The organism is Type-E symbiont of Plautia stali (assembly GCF_059731115.1).
On record NZ_AP035906.1, the window covers coordinates 623,587 to 648,749 of the forward strand.

A 25,163-nucleotide genomic window follows, 5' to 3' on the forward strand; every position below is an offset into this window, starting at 1 on the left:
CTCACAGAAGCCGCCATCATGATGGCGGCTTTTTTATTACTTAAGAGTATGAATTAGAGCCGGCAACTGCGACAACAGGTACAGCACCAACCCAATAGTGCCACCCACCAACGTCCCGTTAATGCGGATAAACTGCAGATCGCGGCCAATGTTCAACTCAATCTGTTGTGACATCTCACGCGCATCCCAGCTCTTCACGGTATCGCTAATGTGGCGCGTCAGAAATTCGGCGAACTCTGGTGCAATGCTGCGGGCGGCATCTTCCAAGTGTTGATTCATCGAGATACGCAGCGCTTCATCTGCTGCCAGCGTTTCACCGAACCATAGCGCGGCAAGACGCACGCGCTCCTGCACGCGAGAATCTTCACTGTTAAGATCGGCCTTCAGCCAGCTACGCAAGTCCTGCCATAGCTCGCCGATGTAGCGATTCAGCGACTCATCCTCTTTCAGCCAGTTTTTGATCACCTCGGCACGTTCGGCCATTTCGGGGTCGGTTTTTAGCTTCTCAATTAACCGCTGAACTGCGCGGTCAAATCCCAGACGCAGCTCGTGCCCCTGATTGATCGCCACTTCATCGAGAATCGAATCGACCGCGTTGGCCACGACATCAGCACTGTGCTCACCCAGCCATTCGGTGGGCAGCATTTTGGCTTTGATGGGATGTTCGCGCTTCAGCCAGCGCACAATCTGAGTTGCGATGAACTCACGCGTGCCAGGCTTGTGCAGCAGACGCAGCAGCTGTTGTACTGCGGCATCGAGCAGTTCCTGATGGCGATTGTTTTTGGTCAGGCTATCCAGTAACAGCGCGCTGGATTGCGTCAGATCGACCTTATCCAGTGCGCGATGCACGGCACGCCGCAGGAAGCGCTGGATGCGTTCATCATCCGTGAGATCAAGGAAGCCGCGCATCACCTGCAACAGATGGCGACCAATGCGATCGGCGTTGCCCGGCGTGTTGAGCCAGTGCGCCAGCATCTGCGAGGGATCGTGGCGGCGAATCAGCGCCAGCAACGAATCGGTATCGAGAAATTTCTCCTGCACAAAGCGGCCAAGATTTTCCCCGATGCGATCCTTATTGCGCGGAATAATCGCCGTGTGCCGCGAGATGAAGGGCACCGGCACGCGACGAAACAGCGCGACCACCGCAAACCAGTCGGCCAGCGCACCGACCATCGCCGCTTCAGCAATGGCCTTGAGACCAAGCACCCAAAAATTGGGTGGCAGAAACAGCGTCACGACAAAAGTCGCTGCGGCAACCAGCAGCAATGCGAGCGCCAGACGCTTGCTCCGTTTGAGTTGTTGATATTTATCCATATAACGATCTTAGCAGACCACACCTTAGGGTGGCGGTGCGAATCATTGCACCTATTCAATCAGCGTCATTAATGTCGCGGCGCGCAGGTGTCACTGCAGCGCTGCTGATGCCCGAGCCATACATAGCGCCGCGGAGGAAAATAAATTTTTTCAGTATGTTATCGACGACGGCCGCCCATCAAACTTCCCAGCACGCCACGAATGATTTGGTTGGTGACCTGACGCGCCGCGCTTTTTGCCACGCTCTGCACCACGCCATCGCGCTTGCCGCCGCGCGGTCCGGTGGTGCCAAACAGAATGTCTTTCAACCCGCCGAGAATGCCATCATCAACTTCGACATTATTGCCTTTGGCTTCCGGCGCATCGGCCTGCTGCGGCGCGGCCTGCACGCCTTTTTGCAGCATCTCAAACGCGGATTCGCGATCCACTTCGGTGTCGTATTTGCCGTACAACGGGGAGTTATTGATTAAGCCATTACGTTCATCCTGCGTCACCGGCCCCATGCGTGAACCGGGCGCAATCACCATCGCACGCTGCACCATCGACGGGCTGCCTTTATCATCGAGGAAGGAGATCAATGCTTCGCCGGTGCCCAGCGCCTGAATGGCTTCCACGGTATCGAACGCCGGATTGGCGCGCATGGTTTCGGCGGCGCTTTTCACCGCTTTCTGATCTTTCGGCGTAAAGGCGCGCAGGGCGTGTTGCACGCGATTGCCTAGCTGACCGAGCACGTTATCAGGGATATCCGACGGATTCTGCGTGACGAAATAGACGCCGATGCCTTTGGATCGAATCAGACGTATCACCTGTTCTACTTTCTCCAGCAGCACCGGCGGCGCATCGGTAAACAACAGGTGTGCCTCATCAAAGAAGAACACCATTTTAGGTTTATCGAGGTCGCCCGCTTCGGGCAGCTGCTCGTACAACTCCGCCAGCAGCCACAGCAAGCTGGTGGCATAGAGTTTCGGCATTTGATACAGCTTCTCGGCGGAAAGGATGTTGATGAAACCTTTGCCTTCGTTGTCACAACGCATCCAGTCACGGATATCCAGCATCGGCTCGCCGAAGAAGTGTTCAGCGCCTTGCTGTTCCAGCGCCAGCAAACCGCGCTGAATCGCCCCCACCGAGGCGCTGTTGATGTTGCCGTACTGCGTCTGGAAAGATTTAGCGTTATCCCCGATGTATTGCGTCATGGCGCGCAGATCTTTGAAATCCAGCAGCAACAACCCTTGATCGTCGGCGATGCGGAAGATGATTTGCAGCACGCCCGATTGCACCTCATTGAGGTTGAGCAAGCGCGCCAGCAACAGCGGGCCAAGGTCGGAAACTGTGGCACGCACCGGATGGCCTTTCTCGGCAAAAATATCCCACACCATCACCGGATTTTTCTGTGCCTGCCAGTCGGTCACGCCAATCTTTTCCAACCGCGCCTGTAACTTTTCCGAGCCTTCACCGGCGGTCGCCACGCCAGTGAGATCGCCTTTGACGTCGGCCATAAACACCGGCACGCCGATATTGGAGAAGGACTCGGCGATTTTTTGCAGCGTCACGGTTTTACCGGTGCCGGTGGCACCAGTGATTAAGCCGTGGCGGTTCGCCATATTGGAAAGCAGGGATAACTGGATGTCAGGCGTTTGAGCAATCAGCAACGGGGTGGTCATATTTTTTCACTCGCAGGCAACAGGTTATGCCAGAAAGAATAGCAAGCGATGCGAGGGGAAGGATGAAGATTGTACTGAAAGTGTTGATGGGGGAAGCCATCCCCCATCAACAGGATCTATTGCTTCTGCACCACATCAAAGAACAGCAAGCTCACCCCAATCCCTTGCTGCACATGATTGACGTTGTTCCGCACCGCCACCTGCTGCGCGCCCTGCAGCATCACCACAAACGGAGAGTTCTGCTGCACGGTGTTTTGCAGGTCGGTGTAAAGCGCACGGCGTTTGGCGGCATCACTTTCGCCTGCTGCGGCACGTGTTTTGGCGCTGAGTTCCGGAATCTCCCAGCCGACACGCCACGCCAATGTTTTCGAGCCGCCCGGCACGTTGTAAGCAAAGGCGCTGGCATTGGTATTAGGGTCAACGTAATCCGCGCCCCAGTAGATAAAGATCGACTGGAAATCGCGGCCGCGCATCTTGCTCCACAGCTCGGATTCCGCCACCGGCTGCAACTCAATCTGCACGTCTGCTTTGGCAAAGCTGGCCTGCAGCGCCTGCGCCACATCGATGTAAGGTGGCTGATTAATCACCGTCAGCGCAAACTTGCTGCCCGGTTTAATCCCGCCTTTGGCTAATATCGCTTTGGCTTTGGCCACATCGTAGTGGAACGGTTTGTCCTCCAGCGCGCCGTCAAAGCCCTGCGGCAGGAAGCTTTGATGAATGCGGTACTGACCTTTCAGCAAATCTTGTGAGATGGACTGATAATCCACTAACCAGCGCGCCGCTTCCCACAGGGCCGGATTACCCAGTGCGGGCTGCGTTTTGTTCTGCGTATTAAAGCCCAGGTAATACACCAGGCTCGAAGGGAATGCCGCAATGTGCAGGTTCTTATCACTTTTCAGTGCATCAATCTGGTCTGGGCCGAGCTGATAAGCCACATCCACATCACCTTGTTGGATCAGCAAACGACGCGCACCGGCATCGGCGACACCTTTCAGCAATATACGCTTCAGGTGTGGCTGCGGATTGGCTTGTGGGTTGGCGCTCAGCACCAGCACCTGCTGCGGCACATACTGCTGAATCGTAAACGCGCCGCTGCCTGCCGTATGGGTGTGCAGCCAGCCATTACCCAGATCGTTATTCACCGCATGCTGCTGCACGGTTTTGCTGTCCACCACCGAGGCCACTGGCGCGGTGAGCAGACGCAGCGCCAGATCCTGACCAATCTGCGCGGGCCACTGAATCTCCAGCTGATGATCATTCAGCACCTTAAACTGGCTGGCGATGTTCTCGTTGGTCCAGCCAAATTCGGCGAGAATAAAAGAGGGTGCTTTGTTCAACTGCACGGCACGCGTCAGTGAGAAAATCACATCCTGCGGCGTCACCGCATTGCCGCTGGAGAAGCGGGCACCTGGTTTAAGGTTAAACACCAGGCTGTGCGGCGTACTGCCACTTTGCCAGGAAGTCGCCAGCAGCGGTGCCAGTTTCTGTGGCGTATTGCGGTCGGCTTGCACCAGCGTCTGATAAATGTTGCGTTGTACGCTGTTGCTGACCGTTTCAAAGCTTTCAGCGGGGTCGAAGCTGATGATGCCATCCAGCGGTACGGCAACCACCAGCGTGTCTTTCGGTGTCGCAGCCTGCAAGGCGAATGCACTACTCCATAAAGTGACCAACAAAATCAATGCACGCATTTATTGTTTTCCTGAGTGATAGATAAATTGACTCTATCGCTGCTGCCGCTCATGCAAAATGCCGGTTTGTTCTGAGCTGTGCCGGAAATTAACAAATGATAACATTCGGCGATTATTTCACTTATTTTGTGCGCCGCCTGTCATTTCCAGGAAATAGATCGTTCATGTACTGGTCAATTAAGTAAATAAGATGTTATTAATGAGAATGATTCTCTTGTATGGAAGTATGATTTATTTTTATCGATTGAATTGAGCGATTATTTCCTTGCGCGATCAATTTTGGTCATTTGCCCATCCAGACTTGCTAAAAACACAGCAATTGTACGGTTAAAAGTCCAATTCACCTTCCGAAAGCCCTTTACCTGCCCTTAACCTAAATTCAACATCATGATGGTTTCTCATCAAAACATATCTGAACATTGATTCTTACATTCAGAAATATCTATATCCCTAAGATTGCCAGGTTATTTACCGATTTATAAAGCCATTAACAAAAATAATTATCTTTCTTAGCAAGTGAGAGTCGTCGCGCCATGCTTCTAAATAAACCGACCACCAGACGTAAGTTTTTGCTTGGGTCGTTATTGGCTTTGCCATTAAGCGACCTGGTATTTAAGGGCTTAACTGCGGCGCAAGCTGCGGAAATGGCAGCACCGGAACTCGCCGATTACAAACCGATCTTTTTCAGCGCTCAGGAGTGGCAGTTTATTTTGGCCGCGACCGATCGTCTGATTCCGGCCGGTGGTAAAGGCAAAGCGCCGGGTGCACTGGAAACTAACGTGCCGATCTTTATCGATCAGCAACTCCATAGCCCTGAGTTCGGCGGCGAAATTTACATGAAGGGTCCGTTCGACGTGCACGCGCCAGCCACCATGGGTTATCAGATCCCTTACACCCCGCAAGAGCTGTATCGCACAGGCATCAAGCTGGTGGAACAGTGGACGCAGAGCACCTACAAAAAATCCTTCCATGAACTGACGCTGGAAGAGAAAGACGCGGTGCTGACCAAGGTCAATAAAAATGACGGTATCGATTTCCCGGCAATGGGTGAACCGAACCTGAAAGCCTCGCAGTTCTTTGGTCAGTTACTGGCAGATACCAAACACGGCTACCTCGCCGATCCGATGTATGGCGGCAATAAGGGCATGAAAGCCTGGATTGCGATTGGCTTCCCAGGCGCACGCGCCAGCTTCACCGAGTGGGTGAAGCAGCACAACGTGCCGTACCCACTGGGACCGGTCAGCCTCTTGGGTGAGCGCGCTTAAGCCCACCCCCGTATTTGGTATGTGAGACAGGATTAACATGGCACAGATTACAAAGAAAGAAGTCGACGTCGTCGTTTGCGGCCTCGGCTGGGCCGGCTCGTTGATGAGTATCGAACTGGCATTGGCCGGGCTGGAAGTGCGCGCGTTAGAGCGCGGCGGCGAGCGTGATTACCCGGATTTTGCTTACCCGAAACCGGCTGATGAATACGCCTACAACGTGCGCAACAAAGTGTTCGCTACGCCGAAAGAAGTGGCGGTCACGGTGCGTTACAACATGAGCCAGACCGCACTGCCAACCCGTAAATGGGGCGCATTCGCACCGGGTACCGGTGTCGGCGGCGCAGGTATGCACTGGACGGCGGTACTGATTCGCCCAACCCCAACCGATATCAAACTGAAGACTTACGTCGATCAGGCTTACAAGCCGGGCGTGCTGCAGGATGATATGCGCGTGATGGACTTCCCGTTCACCTGGGAAGAGATCGAGCCGTATTACTATAAGTTTGAGCTGATTTGCGGTCAGTCGGGTAATACCGGCAACCTGCGTGGTCAGATTCTGGAAGGCGGTGACCCGTTCGAAGGCCCACGTTCTGAACCCTATCCGCTGCCTGCGCTGGAAGACACGCTGAACAACGTGATGTTCAAAGAAGCGGCCACCAAGCTGGGTTATCACCCGTTCCCGAACCCGTCGGCTTGTGTGTCTCGCGCGTGGAAAAACCCGTACGGCAACCAGATCGCGCCGTGTAACTATTGCGGTTACTGCTCGAAATACCCGTGCCTGAACTACTCCAAAGCCTCACCGCAAACTGCTGTGATGGATGCACTGAAGCGTCTGCCAAACTTCTCTTACGAAGTGCATGCGGAAGTGTACAAAGTGGTGCTGCACGATGATGGTAAAACCGCGAAAGGCGTTCTCTACTTCGATGCAGACGGCAACGAAGTGTTCCAGCCAGCCAAAATAGTGGTGCTGTCCAGCTTCCAGCTGTACAACGTGCGTCTGATGCTGCTGTCCGGTATCGGCAAGCCGTACAACCCAATCACCGAAGAAGGTGTGGTGGGCCGTAACTATGCGTTCCTGTCCAACGGCGGCGCAACCCTGTTCTTCAAAGATAAGAACTTCAACTCCTACGCCACCGCAGGCGCCACCGGCCAGATGTTCAACGACATCTCACCGGGCAACTTCGATGGTCCAGGCCTCGGCTTCCTCGGCGGCGCGAAGATCCACAGCTCGCAAGCCACCGGTACGCCAATGGCCGCTGCGCTGCCAAAAGGCACGCCAGCCTGGGGCATGGGTTACAAAGAGGGTCTGGAAGAGTGGTACAACCATTCTATGAAGATCAGCATCACGACAACTTGCCAGTCGTATCGCGATATCTATCTGGATCTGGATCCACACTACACCGACCATCGCGGTCAGCCGCTGCTGCGTATGACGTTCAACTGGAAAGAGAACGAACTCAAGCTGCAACAGCATCTGAAGGGTATCGTTGGTGATATCGCTAAAGAGCTGAACCCAGACAGCATGAGCATGAGCTTCCTGCCGATGGGCGCGGATTTTGACCTCACCAAATACGTCTCCACACACAACGTGGGCGGCGCGGTGATGGGCGATAACCCAAGAACTTCTGCGCTGAACAAGTATCTGCAGAGCTGGGATGTGCATAACGTGTTTGTACCGGGCGGTAACGCCTTCCCGCAAAACTTCCAGGCGAACCCGACCGATACCATCGGTGCGATTACCCTGATGGCGGCGCAGGCGATCAAAGAACACTATCTGAAAAACCCAGGTCCATTGGTACAGGCATAAGCACATGAAATTAAAATCATTGTTAATCGCTAACGCCGTGCTGCTGGGAAGCTTTGCGGTGCAGGCTCATGCGGAAGATGAAGCCGCGCTGATCAAGCAGGGTGAATATCTGTCTCGTCTTGGCGACTGTATGGCGTGCCATACCGTGTCGGGCAAAGCGGATTATGCGGGGGGGCTGGCGATTGAGTCGAATCTCGGCACCATCTTCTCCACTAACATCACACCGGACAAAGAGCACGGCATCGGCAACTACAGCGAGCAGCAGTTCTCTGATGCGGTGCGCAAAGGCGTGTTGCCGGATGGTTCACGTCTTTACCCGGCCATGCCATACCCGGATTACGCCAAAATCAGTGATGAAGACATGCATGCGCTGTATGTCTACTTCATGAAGGGCGTGAAGCCGAGCAGTGAGCAGCCGGAAGAGACCAAACTGAGCTTCCCGTTCAGCCAGCGCTGGGGCATGCGCTTCTGGAACTGGGCATTCACTTCTGACAAGCCGTTCCAGCCGATTGGCGGCGCATCTGAAGAAGTGAATCGCGGTGCTTACATCGTGGAAAGCCTCGGTCACTGTGGCTCGTGCCATACGCCACGCGGTCTCGGCATGAACGAGAAAGCGCTGGACAGCGGTGACGACAAGTTCCTCGCCGGTGGTAGCCTGAACAACTGGGATGTGCCGTCGCTGCGTGGCTTACCGCGCTGGAGTGAGCAGGAGATCGTCGATTACCTGCAAACCGGTCGTAACGACAAAGCGGCAGTTGGCGGAGAGATGAAGTCAGTGATTGAGCACTCCAGCTCGCACATGACCGATGCCGATCTGAAAGCCATTGCGTCTTATCTGAAGTTCATCGGTGGCAACCCACCGCTGCAGGCGTACAACGTGCAGAAGCAGCAGGCGACGGAAGCCAAACTGACCGCAGCGAAAAACCTGACGGAAGGTGAGCGTCTGTACATCGATAACTGCGGTGCCTGTCACTTCGTGACCGGTAAAGGCGCGCCAGGGATCTTCCCGGAGCTGGATCAGGCCACCATTGTGAATGCCAACGATCCTACCGGCTTGATCCACACCATTCTTGCCGGTGCGCAGCAGCCATCGACCGAGAAGGCGCCGTCAACCCTCGCGATGCCGGGCTTTGGCAAGCGTTTGACGGATGATGAAGTGGCGCAGCTGGCGACCTTTATCCGTCAGGGCTGGAGTAACAATGCCCCAGCCGTGACCAAAGATCAGGTTGCGGATGTGCGCAAGACGTTGAAAGCAGAGTAAATCGGGTGCGGCCTTCGGGCCGCACTCTCTTTAATGAAAAGTCCGTACCACTTCTAACACGCCGTTAATCAAAAACTGCACGCCCATACACACAAGCAAGAAGCCCATCAGCCGCGAAATTGCCTCAATCCCGCCTTTACCTACCAGCTTCATGATGGCGCCCGAACTGCGCAGCGAAATCCACAAAATCACAGCGACCGACAAGAAGGTCAGCACCGGCGCCACGTTCACCACCCAGTTTGGAAAATCGACACCCGCTTTTACGGTGGAAGCCGAACTGATGATCATCGCAATAGTGCCCGGGCCTGCCGTACTGGGCATCGCCAGCGGCACGAAGGCGATATTTACCGATTCACGATTCGCATCGGTGGCGTCGATTTCATCCTGTTTATGCCGGGCTTCAACGGAGTGGCCGACGGGTTTCGCCGGAAACAGCATGCGAAAACCGATAAAGGCGACGATCAATCCTCCTGCCATACGCAGACCAGGGATCGAGATGCCGAAGGTGTGCAGCACCGCATTCCCGGCGTACCACGCCACCATCATAATCAGGAACACGTAAATCGAAGCCTGCATGGCCTGGCGATTGCGTTCCTGGAAATTCATGTCTCCCGCAAGACCAAGAAACAACGCCACCGTGGTCAGCGGGTTGGCCAGCGGCAACAGCACCACCAATCCGAGCCCGATGGCTTTAAACAGTTCCAGCATGGTTTTCCCCGAGTTTCAATGACACCGCGACACACCGTAGAGGCGCATCGTGGCACAACTTAGCGCGCGTATGCAAAATGCATCAATGTTTTGGCGTTTCTAACGCTTCCAGCAACTCCGGGAAGAAATCTTCCAGCAGTTCGGGCGTCATCAGCTCAGGGTAGCTTATCAGGTGTTCGCGAATGCGTTCATTGACGTCGGGCAGCAAACGCTCTGCGGCTTGGTTGGCGGTGATTTTCTTCTGCTTCATCAAACGCAGTACGTCATCCGGCAGGTTGTCTTCATCTTCGACTTCATCCACGCCTTCCAGATCGTCCAGCTCATCCAGCATATCCATCAAGGCTTCGATCTGCGGGGTGCGAGACTGATATTCAGACGGGTTTTCGTTTTCCAGATAGCGCAGCAGGGCACGCACTGGCGAACCATCGGGTTCTGCAGGAGGCTCGCTGGCAAACCAGTTCAGGAGATCGTGCTGCGTCACCTGATGGACGTGATAGCCGTTATCAACCAACTCATCGGCAAGGATATCGGCAGTATCGTGCTCAATCAGGCAAATGTGGGTGCGATTAGGCGTGAACTGCTCCAGCCACTGGTAGATCTCTTCAATCACGCTGTCATCGTAGCTGAAATGGTGGCTGAGATAGCTGTCATCCTGCTGGTGAACGCTGATGTGAATCAGGTCGGGATCGAAGTAAATCGCAATATTGATGCCTTTCATGCGCGCTGTCCTATGTGGTGCAAAATCTCACTATAGCGTCAGGCAGCGCAGATGAACATGACATCGCCAGCAGCACGCGCTACTGGCGGTAAAAATTAACGCAAATCAGCACGATCCAGGCCGTAAGCACTGTCGAGAGCACCCGGTGCCATCTGCGACAAAATCATCAGGCGGTTCCAGGTGTTGATGGCGGCGATCTTAAAGGTCAGCTCACTGATTTCACCTTCAGAGAAATGTTCACGTACTTCACCGTACAGCGCTTCATCCACGCCGTGTTCACCAATGCGGGTCAGCGCTTCGGTCAGGGCAAAAGCCACTTTCTCGCGAGCGCTGAACAGTGGAGATTCACGCCAGATAGAAACGTGATGCAGACGCAGTTCGCGCTCGCCGTCGATCTTCGCCTGTTTCACATGCATGTCGAGGCAGAAAGCACAGTGATTCAGCTGCGAGGCACGGATATCAATCAAGTGTTTCAGTGACTTCTCCAGTACGGTGTTCGCCACGGTGTTAGAGAAATCGGACATGGATTTGGCCAGTGCTGGCGCGGTTTTAAAATGGTTAACGCGTGAAGTCATGATGTTTTCCTCATTCAAAATAAGCGGTCAATGGCTTGCAGAGCCTGGGGTAATGCGGTGTCGCGGCTGACGGGATCGTGCGTACCGTCCACGCGGATAAACTCCACATCGGTGATGCCGATGTATTCGAGTGCCACGCGGATGTAAGGCGTGAACTGGTCATCCTGCACAAACGGGCCGTGGGCAAATACGCTGCCGCTGGCGACCACGCTGTATACCTTCTTGCCGCTCACCAGACCGACTTTGGTGCCTTCCGGCGTAAAGGCGAAGGTGCGCCCGGCGCGGGTGATATGGTCGAACCAGGCTTTCAGCACCGACGGTAGCCCGAGGTTCCACATCGGCGACGAGATAACCAGGGTGTCGCAGGCGAACAGCTGATCCACCATTTTTTCGGAAGTCTGAATGGCGGCACGCTGTGCATCGCTACGATCCTCGGGACGGGTAAAGAAGGCGCCAATGGTGAAGGCATCCAGGTGGGGCAACGGGTGCTGCGCAAGATCCAGTACCGTCTCTTCGAGATCGCTATGCTGGGCGCGGAGCTTCTCCACCAAACGCGCCGAGACGTTACGTGAGGCCGATCCGGCCAGATCCGGGCTGACCTGAATATGCAGCAATTTCATGAATTTTCTCCCTCAGCGAGATCGCGATAAAAGTGCAGTCCCAACGCGTGGTAACCGACGCGTTGATAAAATTGTTGTGCCCGTTGATTGCTCAGCGCGGTGTCGAGCACGATGCGGCCACAGCCTTGTTCCCGTGCTTGCTGCGCCAGACCGTGCAGTAGCGCGGCTCCCAAACCCTGGCTGCGAGTGCTGGTGCAGGTCACCAAATCATCGATGTAGCAAAAACGGCCATGAATAAAGTTTTCCAGCAGTCGATAGCCTGCCAGCGCCACCGGTTGACCACCCTGTTCGATACCCGCCAGCCGATAGCCCTGTAATTGCTGACGCTGTGCCTGCGCCACAAACGCGGCTTCATCCTTCAGTTTGAAACGCAGTTCGCGCATCAATGCATAGCAGCAGGCCAATTCGGTGGGCGTTTGGTAGTGAACAATCTTCATAGCAGCCTGCAAGCGGTTGTCGGGTTGATGGGAACATCATAAACTTCTATGTCGAAGGAAAAAGGGTCAATATAGGAGAAAACAAGTAGGACATGGTTATGCTGCTGTGACGTGCGCTCATTCTTCAGGGGCGCATTCATGTGCACTTCATCGTGATGAAGGAAGACAGATGGGTTACAAAGAAATTTACGCTCGCTATCGCCAGCAGATCCTGGAAGGGCGCTTAAAGCCGGGCGACCGGGTGCCCGCGATCCGCGTGTTAGCCAGTGAGCTACAGGTTGCGCGTAAAACCGTGGAGGCCGCCTATGAGATCCTCATTGGAGAGGGATACTTTGTCAGCCAGGGCGCGAAGGGCACACGTGTGAACCCTGCACTGAACCTCGGCGAAGCCGCTGTGGTCAATGCGGCGCCACCTTCCACACCGCTCGAATATCCGGTGATTGAAAGCAAAGGCGAGCTGCGGCTGGGTATTCCGGCACTGGATGAGTTCCCGCACAAGAAGTGGCTGCTGATCTCCGGAAAGGCGGCGCGAACGTTGCGGCCCGATGAAATGATCATGCCCGCCATCATGGGCTACCAGCCATTGCGTGAGGCGATTGCCAGCTATCTCAATATTTCGCGCGGGCTCAACTGCCAGCCGGAGCAGATTTTTATCACCACTGGTTATCGCGCCAACCTGCGCCTCATCCTGGCCGTGCTGGCCCATCCTCACGACAAAGTGCTGTTTGAAGATCCGGGCTATTTCTTTGGGCAGAAACTGTTAAAGCGCATCGCACCGAATCTGCACTATGTACCGGTGGATCGTGAAGGTCTCGACGTGGATTTCCTCCTGCGTTATCACTCAGACGCACGCTTCGCGGTCGTCACGCCAACCCATCAGAGCCCGCTGGCGGTGACGTTATCATTACCCCGCAAGCATCACTTGCTGGAGTGGGCGCAGCAGAATAGCAGCTGGATCATTGAGGATGATTACGACGGCGAGTTTCACTACACGCGCAAAGTGATCCCGGCGCTAAAAAGCCTTGATGTGCACGATCGGGTGATCTATACCGGCACTTTCAGCAAAACCATGATGCCCGCGATGCGCGTGGGTTATCTGGTGATGCCGCAACAGACCATTGAACGCTTCCGCGAGCTGGGTGAAATCCTCGAAACCGGCATGCCGTTGCTACCGCAGAAAATCCTCGCACAATTCCTCAGTGATGGACACTTCTATCGCCATATCAAGAAGATGCGGATTCTCTACCAGCAGCGCCGCCGCATGATGCTGGATGCGCTACAGCACTGTTTCCCGCAGCTGTTTGACTTTGAACTCACTGATGGAGGCATGCATATCGTGGCCTTCCTGCGGCGAGGTATTCAGGACGTAGCGCTGGCAGAGATTTGGCAGCGTCATCAGCTGCGCGTATTGCCGCTTTCAGGCTGGTATACGCAAACCCAGAAACGCTACGGGCTGGTGATCGGTTACACCAATATTCGATCGTTTGAGCAGGCAGTGGATGTGCTGGAGAGAGTGGTAGAAGAAACTCATAGGCTAATGGGTTGATGGGCTGTCGCGGGGCATTGGATTGTGCTATCCATCATAGTGAATAAGACGCGAGGGACAGCTCGCGTCTTTTCAACAGACACAACACCTAAAATCCTTCAGATGGCAGAGCGGCGACTTTTGAGAGACACCCGATGTGCTTGTAAGCGAGGGAAAAAAGCCGACAGCGCACCTGCAATCTGAAAGAAGATGGGAATTACATGCCGATATATTTCTTGCCTTGTTTCAGCACCACGTCACAGGCCTTGGTCTTCAGTTTCTCACCCATCGGCGAGTTGCTCAGACTCTGCAGGTTCAGCTGCTGACCGTTGCCGGTGTTCAGCAACCCTTGCAGACCCTGCTGATAATCGGTTTTCTGCTCTTGCGCGGCGGGGCTGCTAAGGCCGAGCTTGCTCAGTACCTGATCCTTCACCGATGCCACATTGTTATCCACCACGTTGTGCTGCACGCAGTAGGACATCACGCCTGCGGCGTTGGTCATGCTGTTGGAGCTGACCGCTTTGTCACCACCATTCAGTAAACCGCTCAGTGAAGAGAGCGACAGACCGCCGTTCTGCGTGCTGCTGGTGGTGGTGGTAGAACCGCTGTTTTGCTGAGACAGCTGAGATGCTGCGCTACTCAACTGATCCTGCCAACTCGCTGCCGAAGCACTGCCTGCCGCCATTGCTGCCGCGATACCCAATCCCAAAATGATGCGTTGTGTTGCTTTGTTCATCTCAACCTCTTTGTTTTATACATCTGACGCTGTCAGTTTTGGTTAAGAGAGGCGTAAGCACAGAAAGTTCCGAAGTGGTGGGAGTTTGGGAATGTTCTGGAATTTGCACAGGAAAGCGCCGAAAGGGCGCTCGGGCTGCCGCGTTTACGCCACATAAATGGCGAAGTGCTGGTTTTTTCAACGCTTAGCGCAAAGCGCTGTCGATTAGTGTTGCGCACTCCGCGCGTAACGGTATAATCGCCAACGTTTTCCGCATCCTCTTCAGTGCCGAAGTGGCGAAATCGGTAGACGCAGTTGATTCAAAATCAACCGTAGAGATACATGTCGGTTCGAGTCCGACCTTCGGCACCATCGATTGATGCAAAATTAAGTCGCTTACGAGCGGCTTTTTTTGTGTCTGAAATTCAGCCGTAACGCCTTCATAATCAACTGCAGCGCTGCGCTAAATTTTGGCTACCTGATGCAGACATTACGCGCCACGCTCTCTGTGCCGGAGGCCAACACGCGGCCATTAAAGAGATAAAGAGCAATCACGCTGACATCGCCTGCTTGCCAATGCGGGAAGACATACTTTTGCACGTCCTCGTCGCGGCTTTTGTCACCCAGGCCACGGCTGTGTTGCGTGACGGTGATTTTCAGCAGATTGTGGTTGAACTCGCCGTTAAACCACACCGCACGATGAACCGGGGTGGCAGGTGCGATAAGTTGCCCATCCACATAACGAGAAAGCGTGCCGAGATAGGTTAAATGCCCCTTACTGAAGCCATCGCGATAGCTGCGGTAAATCCCCTGCGTCAACACCCATTCTCGCTCACTTTTGATGTCATAAAACGCCAGTGGAAACAGGCAATTGGACTGCTGCGCGCTGGTGGCCAGCCAGCGCCCGATCACGCCACTAAACGCCAGCATAAAGCCGCCGACAAACAGCCAGAGCCACGGGGATTTAATTGAGGCGAAAATAGAAGGACTCGCACGCATTTTTCGCCTCCTCGAAGGGTTGTTGGCAGGCAATCACGCCCTGATGTTGCGGATTGCTGGCTGAGCTGAGCGTGACGTAAAGCACTCTGGCCGCGGGTTTGTCCGGGTTCGCCTCCAGCACATAACGGCGATAGGTGCGCAGTGTGGTTTCAATCAATGTGTGTTGCGTGTGACGTCCTTTCGGCACCCAGACGCTGCTGCCATCCGGAATAGCCGGGCCATGCCAGCTGACAAAATCGATCGGTTTTAGTGTGAGTAAAAAGAAGTGTTGTACCAGCAATGCCACCAGATACCCGGCGGTGACACCGGCGACGGTGATGCCTGTTACGCGTCGCCAGGTCAGCGTGCCACGAGCAGGCAGCGCAAGGGGCATAGACACTGGGACGGAGCGATCGACGGCTGGCGGAGTATTAATGATTAAGCGGTAACCGCTGCGCGTGACGGCCAGCAGATTAATCTGCTGCTCAAGCTCCAGCGACATGAATGCACGGCGTAACTTGTTGATCATCACGCGTACGCTGTTATCAGTTGCGGCATAACCGTCACGGCGCCAGCCAATCTCCATCAACTGTTCATGCGTCAGCACTTCGCCTTGCGCCTCCGCGAATGCATACAGGCAGCGCGCGGCGCTGGCGGGTAACGTCACGGACATATTATCCAGCGTCCGGCTTAGTATGCGAGTACGTCTGTCTAATCTGGCTGCCTGTCCTAGTAGGATTGTGTTGGGCATAGCGAAGTTGTCTATCAATTAGGATAAAGAGCGGGTCGGTTGTTAATGTTATTTTTGCGGTCACCGATCCCATTTTTCGGCTAAAGAGTGCCAGATTTTCAGCACTGTCCTGCGATTATTTTTTCGAAAAATGCTGAAAAGCCACAAAACCATTAAGGTTTTTTATGATATGTAAACCGCTAAAATTATGTGGTTATTTTTTATCGATAATTAACAATGCTAATGACCGTTACTAGTTAGTTGTTATCGTAATAATGATTAGTATTTTTCATCAGAAAAAAAGCCAACCAGGCAAGTAGCCCTATAGCGGGAGGTCGAAAATAGCACGCTAAATGCCAGCAAGGTGAAGTACTGATTGATGCCGTAGGCTCAGTCCATTCTGCTACACCTGATTTTCTTGCGACAGCACGGAAATGCTCGCTTACTGCTGGATGTTGTCGCGGTTCACGGCGGAGACCTTCCTCGGGAAATCAGCATCCTTAATGCGCTAACATGCTTCGCTGATGTTGACAGGAAGCCGTCGCCCTTGTGTCATTGAAGACCTGCATTTTGGTGCCGGATCGCGTCAGGTGAATCAGGACTGCGTAGTGAAGCAGGAAATCGTGAGTGCGGTCGTGCAAGTGAGAGAGATAATGGGAAAATTATCTCAGCATCAGACGAGCAGAGCATTGGCATCAACTGGATTTTGCTGGAGATAAACGAAAGGGGGCCGGCTTGATCTCATATAGGTACAAGAGGATAAGTTGAGAAAGATGTTTTAACGTGCTATTCATTAACGAATGAATGAGACCAAATAGCATTGGTAATGAAATCTTATCGCACTATATAAACAATAGCACTCGCCCGATAATCAGTTTAAAGATTATTACAGGGTGGGTAATATGGATGGCTTACACACAACATCCGGACTTAATGATAAAAATGAGTTGTGGTCGATATATCATTTTCTGGTGAGAAAGGAAGTGTTGCGTCTGCAAAAAAGGCTACCAAGTAGCGTAGAATTCGATGATCTCATTCAAGCAGGGGCAATGGGATTTATTGCCGCAGTTGACAGCTTTGACGAGAAGAAAGGCGTTGCCCTCAGCGCCTGGGTGACACAATGTGTGCGTTGGGCGTTAATTGATGAACTGCGCGGGCGTGATTGGGTACCGCGTCGGGTCAGAACGCATTCGCGTCAAATTTCTGCAATTATCAAGATTGTTGAACAGGAGAAAGGCTCGAGCGCGAATGAACGGGATATTGCCGAGCGAATGGGGGTACCACTGCGGGGTTTCCATCAGATGCTGGCAGAGAAAGATAATAGCCAGCTTCGCTCTATTGATGAACTGCAGGAACATTATGCCGATCTATGGGAACAGGCCAATGATGAACATGCTTTGTTAAATCCTTTGCATCATTCAATCCAGCAGAATTTGATTAAGCGTATTACGCAATACTTACGTTTTATACCGAAGCGAGAAAGAATCATCTTACAGTTTTACTATCATCATGATCTCAATATGCGCGAAATCGCTCTGGTTCTCGATATTACAGAAACACGAGTGAGCCAGCTTCACAGTCTGGCATTAAAACGTTTGCGCACTCGTCTGGCTTATGATGAAGCAATCTAAAGGTTTGAAGCAGCTAAGGCGCCGCTAACAGGTTAATTTAATAATTAATAAGAATTAATAATCTTAATATCTATATTAATCATGATCTTAAAGATGTCTCTTCAGCCAGTGTCTTCTACGGTATTGTTACGGGAATTTCTGATAGATATCATTTTTTCATTGCTGGATGCGACTCAATCGTTGGTCAGTGGTTTTCTCGTCGCTGGAAAAAAATCTTAACTCACGATCACACGATGATTAGCATCACATGGGAATAGATATTCCTCTCTTATTGAACCCGTGCTCCGCACGATAAACACAAGGTGTTATCAATGTCTGACTTTGATGAGTATCTTCCGCATATCCACGATTTGAATTTATCTTACCTTTTACTGGCGCAACAATTAATTAGACAGGATAAGTTTGCAGCAGCCTTCCGCCTTGGGTTATCGGAGGCGACCACCGATAATCTTAAGGCTCTGACGTTACCCCAATTGATGAAGTTGGCCTCGACCAATCAATTCATTTGCCGCTTACGCATTGATGATGAATTCTTGATTGATAATCTCACGAAAGAATCGCGGATTGAGGCACTACAGAAAATTCACACGGGCATTATATTGTCGACGGATTTACTGAATTCGCTCAATAAAGATCGTGTAACAACAGATTGAGGTGATCAGAATGAGTGAGAAGAATGTGTTGCAGGAAGTGCTTGATGATCATATCGCCATGGAGTTGATCTCGCTCGGCGCACGTATGCAGGTTTTAGAATCTGAGACGTCCCTAAGCCGCCGACGATTATTACGCTTGTATAAAGCGTTACGAGGAGTTCCTCCGCCAAAAGGCATGCTGCCTTTCTCAGAAGATTGGTTTATGTCATGGGAGCAAAATATTCACTCATCGATGTTTTACAATATCTATCTGTATTTAAAAATGACGGAAAAAGGACCGCCAATTAACGTATTGATGAAATCTTACCGACTCTATCTGGAACAGTGTGATGCTCAAAGCCATGAAAAGCCAATATTAGGGCTAACGCGAGCCTGGACCTTATTACGCTTTATTGATTGCGGTATTATTTCCCGCACAATGTGCAGGATCTGCCAGGGGGGATATGTGGTGATCACCGAGAACATCAAAAAACCCTTTACCTGTAGTTTGTGCAGTCCTCCCTCACGCGCCTGTAAAAAATCTCCTGTCGATCACATGAATAAACATCACGTGCTGGCGGCCGCCACTTTTCTTCCGGTGACCGTCTGAGGTCGGTAAATCATCTATGATGACCAGAAAGTTATTAGCCCGCACCGCGCTCAGGTGCGGGCTAATATTTTTCTGGCGGAAGCCAATTGGCTGCGCGGTTTCAAGCCATCGAGCGACTGTTTAATGGCAGCGCATGAAGCAGAGCGGCACAGTGCTATCATTTGCGCTACCTGGCAGATGAGATTGCATGGCAGAATAGCCGCTGGTTTAACAGGAGGGTAGGTGATGACCGACGAAATCGACCAGCGTATCTACGAATTAGTGCGACGCTACGACGGTGTCTATCTGTTTAAACAAAAAACGTTAACACCGCAGATTGATATCGATACCGATCTTAACTTCGAACGAGAAGAAGCGCAGGCGTTGATGGACGAGTTCTTCAGCGAATTTGCGGTAGATCGCGGCGGTTTTTTGATTGATACCTACTACCCGGACGAACCGTCACTGGCGCAGATCCTGAATCCCTTTAACAAGCGTGAAGTCCCCGTAGTGCCTGATTTTACCCTGAGCATGCTGATTGAATCCGCCAAAGCGGGGCGTTGGCTGTATGAGTAATACCAACGCCGCGCGATCATTTCACATGCACGGCAAAACCACTTTCTCCTTCCGCTAACGACTCTTTCAGTGTTAACGCGGGAATTGTGTAGTCGCCGCCATTCTGCTGACGAAAGGTAATCGGTGCCGTGTCCGCCAGCGTATCCAGCCGTGTGGCCAGGGTATCGCACCAGCCAGCAAAGCGTTCTTGAGCGGACTTTTGCACCCGATAAAAAACCAGCGGCGGCAACACGCTAAAGCCAGGATAGAACAGCATGCCGTGCTGAATCGGGAATAACAATTGATCCATCGGCCCGTTGATACCGCGAGGGCTATAATGCGATTCCCAGCCACCGGTGGTCACCACCAGCATCGCGCGTTTGCCTGCCATATTGCCTTCGCCGTAACGATCCCCCCAGTGCTCTTCATTGTGTTCGCCGACACCGTAAGCAAATCCATTGGCATAAACCCGGTCAAACCAGCCTTTCAAGATGGCGGGCATGCTGAACCACCACAGCGGAAATTGGAAAATTACCGTATCGGCCCAGCGCAGTTTCTCCTGCTCTGCGGCGATATCGGCAGGCTGTAACTGTTGCTCAAAAGCAGAACGGGAATCCAGCGTGGCGTCATAGTGTGCGCCCACCAATGGCGCCAGTGTATCTGCAGCATCAAGCTGAGCTTTCCACTGCATGGCATAAAGGTCGGATACCTGCACCCGGTGGCCCGCTTGTTGGAGGTAAGTAACGGCAAAATCCTTCAACGAACCGCTCAGTGAACGCGGTTCTGGATGGGCATACACAATCAGTACATTCATGGCTGAGTCCTGTGAGTTGAAAACAGCTGCAGGTTAGGACGCTGCTGGATATAGTGGAAATCAATTGCTCAAATCGCAGGTATAGTCACAGTGAATATCAATGCGCTGAATTTGAATCTGCTGCAGACACTGGATGTTCTGCTGCAGGAGTTGAACGTAACGCGAGCGGCGCAGCGGCTGAATTTATCGCAACCCTCGGTGAGTGCGCAGCTGGCGAGGTTGCGCACGGTATTCGATGATCCTCTGCTGTTGCCGGGGCCGCGCGGTATGTTGCCCACTGCGCGCGCTGAAGGTCTGCGTGAACCGCTACGAAAGGCATTGGAGGGATTAACGCGTGCCGTGGCTCCGCTGGAGGCCTTTAACCCGACCAATGCTGAAGACACCTGGCGAATAGCTGCCACCGATTACATGTCCACAGCCTTAGTGCTGCCCGCGCTCAATAACATTCGCGAAGCCGCGCCACAAAGTCGGATGGCGGTCTTTGCGCTTCACCCACCGCAGGTCGCTCACCAACTGGAGAAAGGGGCGCTGGATGTGGTGTTTCACACCGGTGACAATGCGCCAGCGAACCTGCATCAACGCAAGTTGTTCAGTGAGCGCTACGTGCTGGCGAGTCGGCGAGACCATCCAAAGTTACAACTGGCACCGACGCTCGATCAGTTCTGTCAGCTGGAATTTGTGCTGATCTCGCCTGATGGTGGCGGGTTCAATGCCGCAACTGATACCGCGCTGGCAAAAGTGGGACGCTCGCGTCGTGTCGTGCTGTCGGTTCCGCATTTCCTGTTTATGCTGGAAGTGCTGGCGAACAGTGATTTGGTCGCTGTGCTACCCGAGCGGCTGGTGCGCAGTGCCGCACATCTTCACGTCTTCACTCCACCACTGGAGATTCCCGGCTTTGATATTTTAATGTTGTGGCATCAACGGCTCCACCGCGATCCTGCCCAACAGTGGCTTCGCCAGCAAATTGTGGCATCGCTGTAGATCGGATATCAGCGCAAAAAATTCACTTCTCCCGCGCACTAAAAATCATCACACTAGCCACCTTTACCGTTATGGAGTGATGGCATGAAAACCCGATTGCTGCTGGCGTTCGCGCTGCTCACCAGTTTGAGCGTGCCATTGCTGGCAGATGAAGATGGCGTCTCCTTCAGCCATAAAGACTGGGAACTCGCCTGCGACAATACCTTAACCTGCCGCGCTGCGGGTTACAGCGCTGAAGAGGGCGCGGGTGGTTCAGTCCTGCTTACGCGTGAGGGCGGGCCCAATGCACCGACCCACGGCCGTGTGGTGCTGGCCGATACTGGCGATGATGACTCCAGGCAAGTGGATGTTCTGGCGCTGTGGATTGATGATCACGCCCAGGGCGATGTCACCAAAGCGGAGAACGATGAGTGGACGCTAACCGATGCGCAAACGCTGGCGCTGATTAATGCTATCAAAGGCAGTGGCAAAGTGGAGTTTCGCGGCGGCGAGGAGCCGTTCGAGCTTTCCAGCAATGGTGCCTTTGCCACGCTGCTGAAGATGGACGATGCGCAGGGCCGTCTGAGTACGCCAGGCGCACTGGTGCGCAAAGGCAATAAGCCTGAAAACAGTGTTCCCGCAGCAGTGGCGATGCCGGTGATCCAGCAGGTCAAGGTCGAAAAAGCCGCGCCGCGTCCGTTGAGTGCGGATGAGCTGGCGTTGCTCAAGCCGAAGCTGATTGCTTCACTGACCGATGACGACAGCTGCGATAATCTGGACCCTACGGATGATCAACCCGAAGAAGGCGCTGAGCCACTCACATTAACGCCAGTGGATGACGCGCATGTGCTGATTGCCGCGCTGTGCTGGCGCGGCGCCTACAACGAAGGCTATGGCTACTGGCTGATGGATCGTGCATTACAGGGTAAACCGCAGCTGATCACCGATTCCGGTTCCGATTACAGCCAGGGTGTGATTTCTGAGGCACAGAAAGGACGCGGTATTGGCGACTGCTGGAGCACAGCGGCCTGGGTATGGGATGGCAAAGATTTCGTCCAGAGTAGTGATGCCACCACCGGCATGTGCCGTGCGATTCGCGCTGGCGGTGCATGGCGATTGCCGACGCTCGTTACTGATGTGAAGCCCGCATCCTGAGTTTACGGGGCGTGCTCTGGCGCGCCCCTCTCATTATTTCGCGTTATTTACCGCAACACTGCTTGTACTTTTTGCCGCTGCCGCACGGGCAGGGATCGTTACGACCGGTTTTCTCGCCCGCGAAGTGTGGCAGTTGGGGTTCCGGATCGGGCTGTGCCATGCGCTGTTCCTGCCAGTATTCATGCAACTCCAGCGCCGCCGGGCGAATGGCGTCAATGCTGGCCTCAAACTCCTCTGGCGAGAACGCTTCACGCTTTGCCAATTGCGCTTCACTGCCGTGCAGCGTGATGGCGGCCATCGCCGGGTGCAGGCTCTCTGGCAGTTGATCCCAATCTTGATCTAACGCTACGCCGCGCAGATAGCCATAACACCAGTCTTCCACTACGGTGAACTCCTGACCTTCCATCTCCTGCATGCCAAACAGCGGGTCAAACTGATCCGGGAACTCCGCCAGACGTTCGGCAATGTCGTTAAAGTGCTGGAAAATCAGCGCCATAAAGCGATCCATTTCACGCTCGTTGGACCATTTTGGAATGTGCTTCTTGTCACCCCACATCGCCACCAGCCACTCGCTCGGTTCGATATCGTTCGGGCCGGAGAGCAGAGCCGTCAGCATGCCATCCAGCTCGGAAGTATCCACCACCGACTGTTCATTGCCGTATTTCTCCAGCATATCTTCCAGCCAGTTCAGTTCTTTCTCGGTTAACGGGCCTTGGTTCATACGGCATCTCCTGTGCGGTGCGGGTAGGCAAAGTTTTGACGGCGCGATTATAGCGGGAAGCGGCACGGATTTACCGCTTTTTGCATATCGATTGCTGAAGCTTTCCTAAAAATCATTCGCCATAACATATTGCGCAACAGTATTGGCTGGAATGGAACGCCAATGGCAGCGTAAACGCAGAACTTTACTGCGTTAAGGACCAAATTGTATGGCAGAAACATTGCCGGTGCTGGATTTGGCATTGCTGGAACTCCCGGATGCTGACCAGTCGCCTTATCTCGCCGAACTGCGCACCACGGCGCGCGATGTCGGTTTTTTCTACCTGATTAATCATGGCATCAATCCACAGTTGCTGCAGAACGTGCAAAGCATCACCCAGGCGTTTTTTGCCCTGCCGGATGAGGAGAAGCAGCGTGTCTCGATGATCCACTCACCGCATTTCCGCGGCTACAACCGGGCTGGCGTGGAATATACCCGTGAGCAACGCGACCAGCGCGAGCAGTTTGATATTGGCGCGGAACGTGTGGCGTTAGTGTTACAAGCGGGCGATCCCGCCTGGAAGCGTCTGCAGGGGCCAAATCTATGGCCAGAGGCGCTGCCGCAACTCAGGCCAGTGATCCACGCCTGGCAGCAGGCGATGACCGGGATTGCACTGCGCCTGTTGCGTGCGTTTGCCAAATCGTTGTCGCTGCCGCCAGATGCATTTGATGCACTGTACGGCACGCATCCCAACGAGCATGTGAAACTGATTCGTTATCCCGGCCAGGCCAGTGATGCCAGCCAGCAGGGCGTCGGCGCGCACAAAGATTCAGGCTTCCTGACGTTTCTGCTACAGGATGAGCAGCCCGGCTTACAGGTTGAAGTGACGCCGGGTCACTGGGTGGATGCATTGCCGAAACCGGGCGCATTTGTGGTGAATATCGGCGAATTGCTGGAGATTGCGACCAATGGTTATCTGCGAGCCACGGTTCACCGTGTGGTATCGCCACCTGCACGCAAAGAGCGTGTTTCCATCGCCTTTTTCCTCGGTGCACAGCTGGATGCCGAAGTGCCGATTTATCAATTACCGCCGCAGCTGGCGGCAGAAGCGCACGGGCCGACCAGCGATCCCACCAATCCCTTGCTGCGTGAAGTGGGCTGGAACTATCTCAAAGGGCGTTTGCGATCGCATCGTGACGTGGCAGCGCGTTACTACGCCGACGCCCAGAACACCGTTCAATCATAATAAAAGTAAGGAAAGCACATGACTAAAAAGGTGATAGCAACCCTGGCACTGCTCTCGGTATTCAGCACTTATGCTTCGGCAGCGGCTTTGCGTGTGGCGGCCGATCCGGTGCCACACAGTGAAATCCTCAACCACATCAAACAAACCGATAAAAAGCTCGATCTGAAGGTGATTGAGCTCAACGGCAATCTCAACGCCAATGAACTGTTAGCGCGCGGCGATGTGGATGCAAACTACTTCCAACATGTGCCTTATTTGCGCGATCAAGAAAAAGCGTTGGGGGAGAAGTTTGCAGTGGTGGCGACGGTGCATATTGAGCCGTTGGGTATTTACTCGCATAAAGTTAAATCCCTGAAAGATCTGCCTGATGGCGCGCAGGTCGCGGTGCCCAATAATGTCACCAATCTCAGCCGTGCGCTGTATCTGCTACAGGATAGCGGTCTGATTAAGCTCAAGGGCAGCAACGCCAGTTCGCTGGTGACGACGGCAGACATCAGTGACAATCCGCATCATCTCAAGATCATTGAAATCGAAGCGCCACAGCTGCCGCGTGCACTGGATGATGCGCAACTGGCGATCATTAACGGTAACTACGCGTTGCAGGCGGGGTTAGTGCCATCGAAAGATGCGCTAGCGCTGGAGCAGGCAAAAGATAATCCGTATGCGAACGTGCTGGTGACGACGCCAAAACTGGCCCATGATCCGCGGATTCTCGAATTAGCCAAAGATCTGGAGTCAAAGCAAACTGCTGAATTTATCAACCAGCACTATCAAGGTTCGGTGATTCCGGTTAACCCATAATCCCCCCTCGCCACCTGTTTCTGGCAGGTGGCGATTCACCTCTTCTGTGTTATATTTCGCCACAAACACCCATCGCAC

At 53.5% G+C, this 25,163-nt stretch carries 25 protein-coding genes and 1 tRNA gene; 13 read left to right on the plus strand and 13 right to left on the minus strand.

Annotated elements, in window-relative coordinates; all coding sequences use genetic code 11:
- Window positions 1-36 precede the first annotated feature (36 nt).
- From AC6I8L_RS02765 to AC6I8L_RS02775, 3 genes are all read right to left on the minus strand, one after another.
- Window positions 37-1,314 (minus strand): DUF445 domain-containing protein, encoded by a 1,278-nt coding sequence (locus AC6I8L_RS02765; protein ID WP_058959426.1) that lies wholly within the window; start codon window positions 1,312-1,314, stop codon window positions 37-39.
- A 158-nt stretch (window positions 1,315-1,472) separates the two neighbouring features.
- Window positions 1,473-2,975 carry a helicase HerA-like C-terminal domain-containing protein gene (locus AC6I8L_RS02770; RefSeq protein WP_058959425.1) on the minus strand — a complete coding sequence of 501 codons (1,503 nt, stop codon included), beginning with the start codon at window positions 2,973-2,975 and terminating at the stop codon, window positions 1,473-1,475.
- A 116-nt stretch (window positions 2,976-3,091) separates the two neighbouring features.
- On the minus strand, window positions 3,092-4,663 hold the full coding sequence (locus AC6I8L_RS02775; RefSeq protein ID WP_058959424.1) for an ABC transporter substrate-binding protein: 1,572 nt from the start codon (window positions 4,661-4,663) through the stop codon (window positions 3,092-3,094).
- Between the two features lie 533 nt (window positions 4,664-5,196).
- Between AC6I8L_RS02775 and AC6I8L_RS02780 the strand changes: the two genes are divergently transcribed.
- The 3 genes from AC6I8L_RS02780 to AC6I8L_RS02790 are packed head-to-tail and all read left to right on the plus strand — an operon-like array spanning window position 5,197 to window position 8,996.
- Window positions 5,197-5,928, plus strand: coding sequence for a gluconate 2-dehydrogenase subunit 3 family protein (locus tag AC6I8L_RS02780; protein WP_058959423.1), 732 nt, complete (start codon window positions 5,197-5,199; stop codon window positions 5,926-5,928).
- A gap of 37 nt (window positions 5,929-5,965) precedes the next feature.
- Window positions 5,966-7,735, plus strand: a complete 1,770-nt coding sequence (locus tag AC6I8L_RS02785) for a GMC family oxidoreductase (protein WP_034826431.1) — start codon at window positions 5,966-5,968, stop codon at window positions 7,733-7,735.
- Between the two features lie 4 nt (window positions 7,736-7,739).
- On the plus strand, window positions 7,740-8,996 hold the full coding sequence (locus tag AC6I8L_RS02790) for a c-type cytochrome (protein ID WP_058959422.1): 1,257 nt from the start codon (window positions 7,740-7,742) through the stop codon (window positions 8,994-8,996).
- Between the two features lie 30 nt (window positions 8,997-9,026).
- Here AC6I8L_RS02790 and AC6I8L_RS02795 read toward each other — a convergent pair whose 3' ends face one another.
- The 5 genes from AC6I8L_RS02795 to AC6I8L_RS02815 all read right to left on the minus strand — a co-directional run bounded on the left by AC6I8L_RS02795 (window position 9,027) and on the right by AC6I8L_RS02815 (window position 12,054).
- Window positions 9,027-9,704, minus strand: coding sequence for a MarC family NAAT transporter (locus AC6I8L_RS02795; protein WP_034826427.1), 678 nt, complete (start codon window positions 9,702-9,704; stop codon window positions 9,027-9,029).
- A gap of 82 nt (window positions 9,705-9,786) precedes the next feature.
- Complete coding sequence (locus AC6I8L_RS02800; protein ID WP_034826425.1) at window positions 9,787-10,422, minus strand: Mic1 family protein; 636 nt, start codon at window positions 10,420-10,422, stop codon at window positions 9,787-9,789.
- Between the two features lie 95 nt (window positions 10,423-10,517).
- Window positions 10,518-10,997 carry a carboxymuconolactone decarboxylase family protein gene (locus AC6I8L_RS02805; protein WP_058959421.1) on the minus strand — a complete coding sequence of 160 codons (480 nt, stop codon included), beginning with the start codon at window positions 10,995-10,997 and terminating at the stop codon, window positions 10,518-10,520.
- A 14-nt stretch (window positions 10,998-11,011) separates the two neighbouring features.
- Complete coding sequence (locus AC6I8L_RS02810) at window positions 11,012-11,617, minus strand: FMN-dependent NADH-azoreductase (RefSeq protein ID WP_058959420.1); 606 nt, start codon at window positions 11,615-11,617, stop codon at window positions 11,012-11,014.
- Window positions 11,614-12,054, minus strand: coding sequence for a GNAT family N-acetyltransferase (locus tag AC6I8L_RS02815; RefSeq protein ID WP_058959419.1), 441 nt, complete (start codon window positions 12,052-12,054; stop codon window positions 11,614-11,616). The genes AC6I8L_RS02810 and AC6I8L_RS02815 overlap by 4 nt, the downstream gene beginning before the upstream one ends.
- Window positions 12,055-12,223: 169 nt before the next feature.
- Between AC6I8L_RS02815 and pdxR the strand changes: the two genes are divergently transcribed.
- Window positions 12,224-13,600: a MocR-like pyridoxine biosynthesis transcription factor PdxR gene (gene pdxR / locus AC6I8L_RS02820; protein ID WP_058959418.1), complete on the plus strand. Its 1,377-nt coding sequence runs from the start codon at window positions 12,224-12,226 to the stop codon at window positions 13,598-13,600.
- Window positions 13,601-13,796: 196 nt separating this feature from the next.
- Here the strand turns inward: pdxR and AC6I8L_RS02825 are convergent, their stop codons facing one another.
- A complete protein-coding gene (locus tag AC6I8L_RS02825) occupies window positions 13,797-14,315 on the minus strand; it encodes a YjjA family protein (RefSeq protein WP_058959417.1) in 519 nt (172 codons plus the stop codon).
- Window positions 14,316-14,581: 266 nt separating this feature from the next.
- Between AC6I8L_RS02825 and AC6I8L_RS02830 the strand changes: the two genes are divergently transcribed.
- Window positions 14,582-14,666: transfer RNA gene (locus AC6I8L_RS02830), tRNA-Leu, on the plus strand.
- A gap of 102 nt (window positions 14,667-14,768) precedes the next feature.
- On the opposite strand, the gene AC6I8L_RS02835 is transcribed toward AC6I8L_RS02830, so the two are convergent.
- A complete protein-coding gene (locus AC6I8L_RS02835; RefSeq protein ID WP_058959416.1) occupies window positions 14,769-15,293 on the minus strand; it encodes a hypothetical protein in 525 nt (174 codons plus the stop codon).
- Window positions 15,259-15,945, minus strand: coding sequence for a winged helix-turn-helix domain-containing protein (locus tag AC6I8L_RS02840; RefSeq protein ID WP_058959415.1), 687 nt, complete (start codon window positions 15,943-15,945; stop codon window positions 15,259-15,261). Before AC6I8L_RS02840 ends, AC6I8L_RS02835 begins: the two co-directional genes overlap by 35 nt.
- 959 nt (window positions 15,946-16,904) lie before the next feature.
- Here AC6I8L_RS02840 and fliA point away from each other — a divergent pair.
- The 4 genes from fliA to AC6I8L_RS02860 all read left to right on the plus strand — a co-directional run bounded on the left by fliA (window position 16,905) and on the right by AC6I8L_RS02860 (window position 19,430).
- The gene (gene fliA / locus AC6I8L_RS02845) at window positions 16,905-17,633 is read left to right on the plus strand and encodes an RNA polymerase sigma factor FliA (protein ID WP_058959414.1); all 729 of its coding nucleotides are present in this window, start codon (window positions 16,905-16,907) and stop codon (window positions 17,631-17,633) included.
- A gap of 311 nt (window positions 17,634-17,944) precedes the next feature.
- Window positions 17,945-18,286, plus strand: a complete 342-nt coding sequence (gene flhD / locus AC6I8L_RS02850) for a flagellar transcriptional regulator FlhD (protein WP_058959413.1) — start codon at window positions 17,945-17,947, stop codon at window positions 18,284-18,286.
- Between the two features lie 10 nt (window positions 18,287-18,296).
- Window positions 18,297-18,875, plus strand: a complete 579-nt coding sequence (flhC, locus tag AC6I8L_RS02855; RefSeq protein WP_058959412.1) for a flagellar transcriptional regulator FlhC — start codon at window positions 18,297-18,299, stop codon at window positions 18,873-18,875.
- Between the two features lie 225 nt (window positions 18,876-19,100).
- Window positions 19,101-19,430 carry a DUF1493 family protein gene (locus AC6I8L_RS02860; RefSeq protein ID WP_081946746.1) on the plus strand — a complete coding sequence of 110 codons (330 nt, stop codon included), beginning with the start codon at window positions 19,101-19,103 and terminating at the stop codon, window positions 19,428-19,430.
- Between the two features lie 16 nt (window positions 19,431-19,446).
- Here the strand turns inward: AC6I8L_RS02860 and AC6I8L_RS02865 are convergent, their stop codons facing one another.
- Entirely contained in the window at window positions 19,447-20,223 is a 777-nt protein-coding gene (locus AC6I8L_RS02865; protein WP_058959411.1) for an NAD(P)H-dependent oxidoreductase, read from the minus strand.
- A gap of 90 nt (window positions 20,224-20,313) precedes the next feature.
- Between AC6I8L_RS02865 and AC6I8L_RS02870 the strand changes: the two genes are divergently transcribed.
- Both AC6I8L_RS02870 and AC6I8L_RS02875 read left to right on the plus strand, forming a co-directional pair.
- A complete protein-coding gene (locus tag AC6I8L_RS02870; protein ID WP_058959410.1) occupies window positions 20,314-21,204 on the plus strand; it encodes a LysR family transcriptional regulator in 891 nt (296 codons plus the stop codon).
- Window positions 21,205-21,288: 84 nt separating this feature from the next.
- Window positions 21,289-22,338 carry a DUF1176 domain-containing protein gene (locus AC6I8L_RS02875; protein ID WP_058959409.1) on the plus strand — a complete coding sequence of 350 codons (1,050 nt, stop codon included), beginning with the start codon at window positions 21,289-21,291 and terminating at the stop codon, window positions 22,336-22,338.
- Window positions 22,339-22,381: 43 nt separating this feature from the next.
- Here the strand turns inward: AC6I8L_RS02875 and AC6I8L_RS02880 are convergent, their stop codons facing one another.
- Window positions 22,382-23,059 (minus strand): YecA/YgfB family protein, encoded by a 678-nt coding sequence (locus AC6I8L_RS02880; RefSeq protein ID WP_058959408.1) that lies wholly within the window; start codon window positions 23,057-23,059, stop codon window positions 22,382-22,384.
- Between the two features lie 208 nt (window positions 23,060-23,267).
- Between AC6I8L_RS02880 and AC6I8L_RS02885 the strand changes: the two genes are divergently transcribed.
- Window positions 23,268-24,284 (plus strand): isopenicillin N synthase family dioxygenase, encoded by a 1,017-nt coding sequence (locus tag AC6I8L_RS02885; RefSeq protein ID WP_058959407.1) that lies wholly within the window; start codon window positions 23,268-23,270, stop codon window positions 24,282-24,284.
- Window positions 24,285-24,302: 18 nt separating this feature from the next.
- Window positions 24,303-25,085: a MetQ/NlpA family ABC transporter substrate-binding protein gene (locus tag AC6I8L_RS02890; protein ID WP_058959406.1), complete on the plus strand. Its 783-nt coding sequence runs from the start codon at window positions 24,303-24,305 to the stop codon at window positions 25,083-25,085.
- Window positions 25,086-25,163: the final 78 nt, after the last annotated feature.

Coding starts and splice junctions, on each gene's coding strand:
- AC6I8L_RS02885 (WP_058959407.1), top strand. CDS start 23,268: ATGGCAGAAACATTGCCGGTGCTGGATTTGGCATTGCTGGAACTCCCG.
- flhD (WP_058959413.1), top strand. CDS start 17,945: ATGTCTGACTTTGATGAGTATCTTCCGCATATCCACGATTTGAATTTA.
- AC6I8L_RS02865 (WP_058959411.1), bottom strand. CDS start 20,223: ATGAATGTACTGATTGTGTATGCCCATCCAGAACCGCGTTCACTGAGC.
- AC6I8L_RS02875 (WP_058959409.1), top strand. CDS start 21,289: ATGAAAACCCGATTGCTGCTGGCGTTCGCGCTGCTCACCAGTTTGAGC.
- AC6I8L_RS02765 (WP_058959426.1), bottom strand. CDS start 1,314: ATGGATAAATATCAACAACTCAAACGGAGCAAGCGTCTGGCGCTCGCA.
- AC6I8L_RS02835 (WP_058959416.1), bottom strand. CDS start 15,293: ATGCGTGCGAGTCCTTCTATTTTCGCCTCAATTAAATCCCCGTGGCTC.
- fliA (WP_058959414.1), top strand. CDS start 16,905: ATGGATGGCTTACACACAACATCCGGACTTAATGATAAAAATGAGTTG.
- AC6I8L_RS02805 (WP_058959421.1), bottom strand. CDS start 10,997: ATGACTTCACGCGTTAACCATTTTAAAACCGCGCCAGCACTGGCCAAA.
- AC6I8L_RS02810 (WP_058959420.1), bottom strand. CDS start 11,617: ATGAAATTGCTGCATATTCAGGTCAGCCCGGATCTGGCCGGATCGGCC.
- AC6I8L_RS02880 (WP_058959408.1), bottom strand. CDS start 23,059: ATGAACCAAGGCCCGTTAACCGAGAAAGAACTGAACTGGCTGGAAGAT.
- AC6I8L_RS02790 (WP_058959422.1), top strand. CDS start 7,740: ATGAAATTAAAATCATTGTTAATCGCTAACGCCGTGCTGCTGGGAAGC.
- AC6I8L_RS02785 (WP_034826431.1), top strand. CDS start 5,966: ATGGCACAGATTACAAAGAAAGAAGTCGACGTCGTCGTTTGCGGCCTC.
- flhC (WP_058959412.1), top strand. CDS start 18,297: ATGAGTGAGAAGAATGTGTTGCAGGAAGTGCTTGATGATCATATCGCC.
- AC6I8L_RS02860 (WP_081946746.1), top strand. CDS start 19,101: ATGACCGACGAAATCGACCAGCGTATCTACGAATTAGTGCGACGCTAC.
- AC6I8L_RS02825 (WP_058959417.1), bottom strand. CDS start 14,315: ATGAACAAAGCAACACAACGCATCATTTTGGGATTGGGTATCGCGGCA.
- AC6I8L_RS02795 (WP_034826427.1), bottom strand. CDS start 9,704: ATGCTGGAACTGTTTAAAGCCATCGGGCTCGGATTGGTGGTGCTGTTG.
- AC6I8L_RS02800 (WP_034826425.1), bottom strand. CDS start 10,422: ATGAAAGGCATCAATATTGCGATTTACTTCGATCCCGACCTGATTCAC.
- AC6I8L_RS02770 (WP_058959425.1), bottom strand. CDS start 2,975: ATGACCACCCCGTTGCTGATTGCTCAAACGCCTGACATCCAGTTATCC.
- pdxR (WP_058959418.1), top strand. CDS start 12,224: ATGGGTTACAAAGAAATTTACGCTCGCTATCGCCAGCAGATCCTGGAA.
- AC6I8L_RS02840 (WP_058959415.1), bottom strand. CDS start 15,945: ATGTCCGTGACGTTACCCGCCAGCGCCGCGCGCTGCCTGTATGCATTC.
- AC6I8L_RS02815 (WP_058959419.1), bottom strand. CDS start 12,054: ATGAAGATTGTTCACTACCAAACGCCCACCGAATTGGCCTGCTGCTAT.
- AC6I8L_RS02780 (WP_058959423.1), top strand. CDS start 5,197: ATGCTTCTAAATAAACCGACCACCAGACGTAAGTTTTTGCTTGGGTCG.
- AC6I8L_RS02890 (WP_058959406.1), top strand. CDS start 24,303: ATGACTAAAAAGGTGATAGCAACCCTGGCACTGCTCTCGGTATTCAGC.
- AC6I8L_RS02775 (WP_058959424.1), bottom strand. CDS start 4,663: ATGCGTGCATTGATTTTGTTGGTCACTTTATGGAGTAGTGCATTCGCC.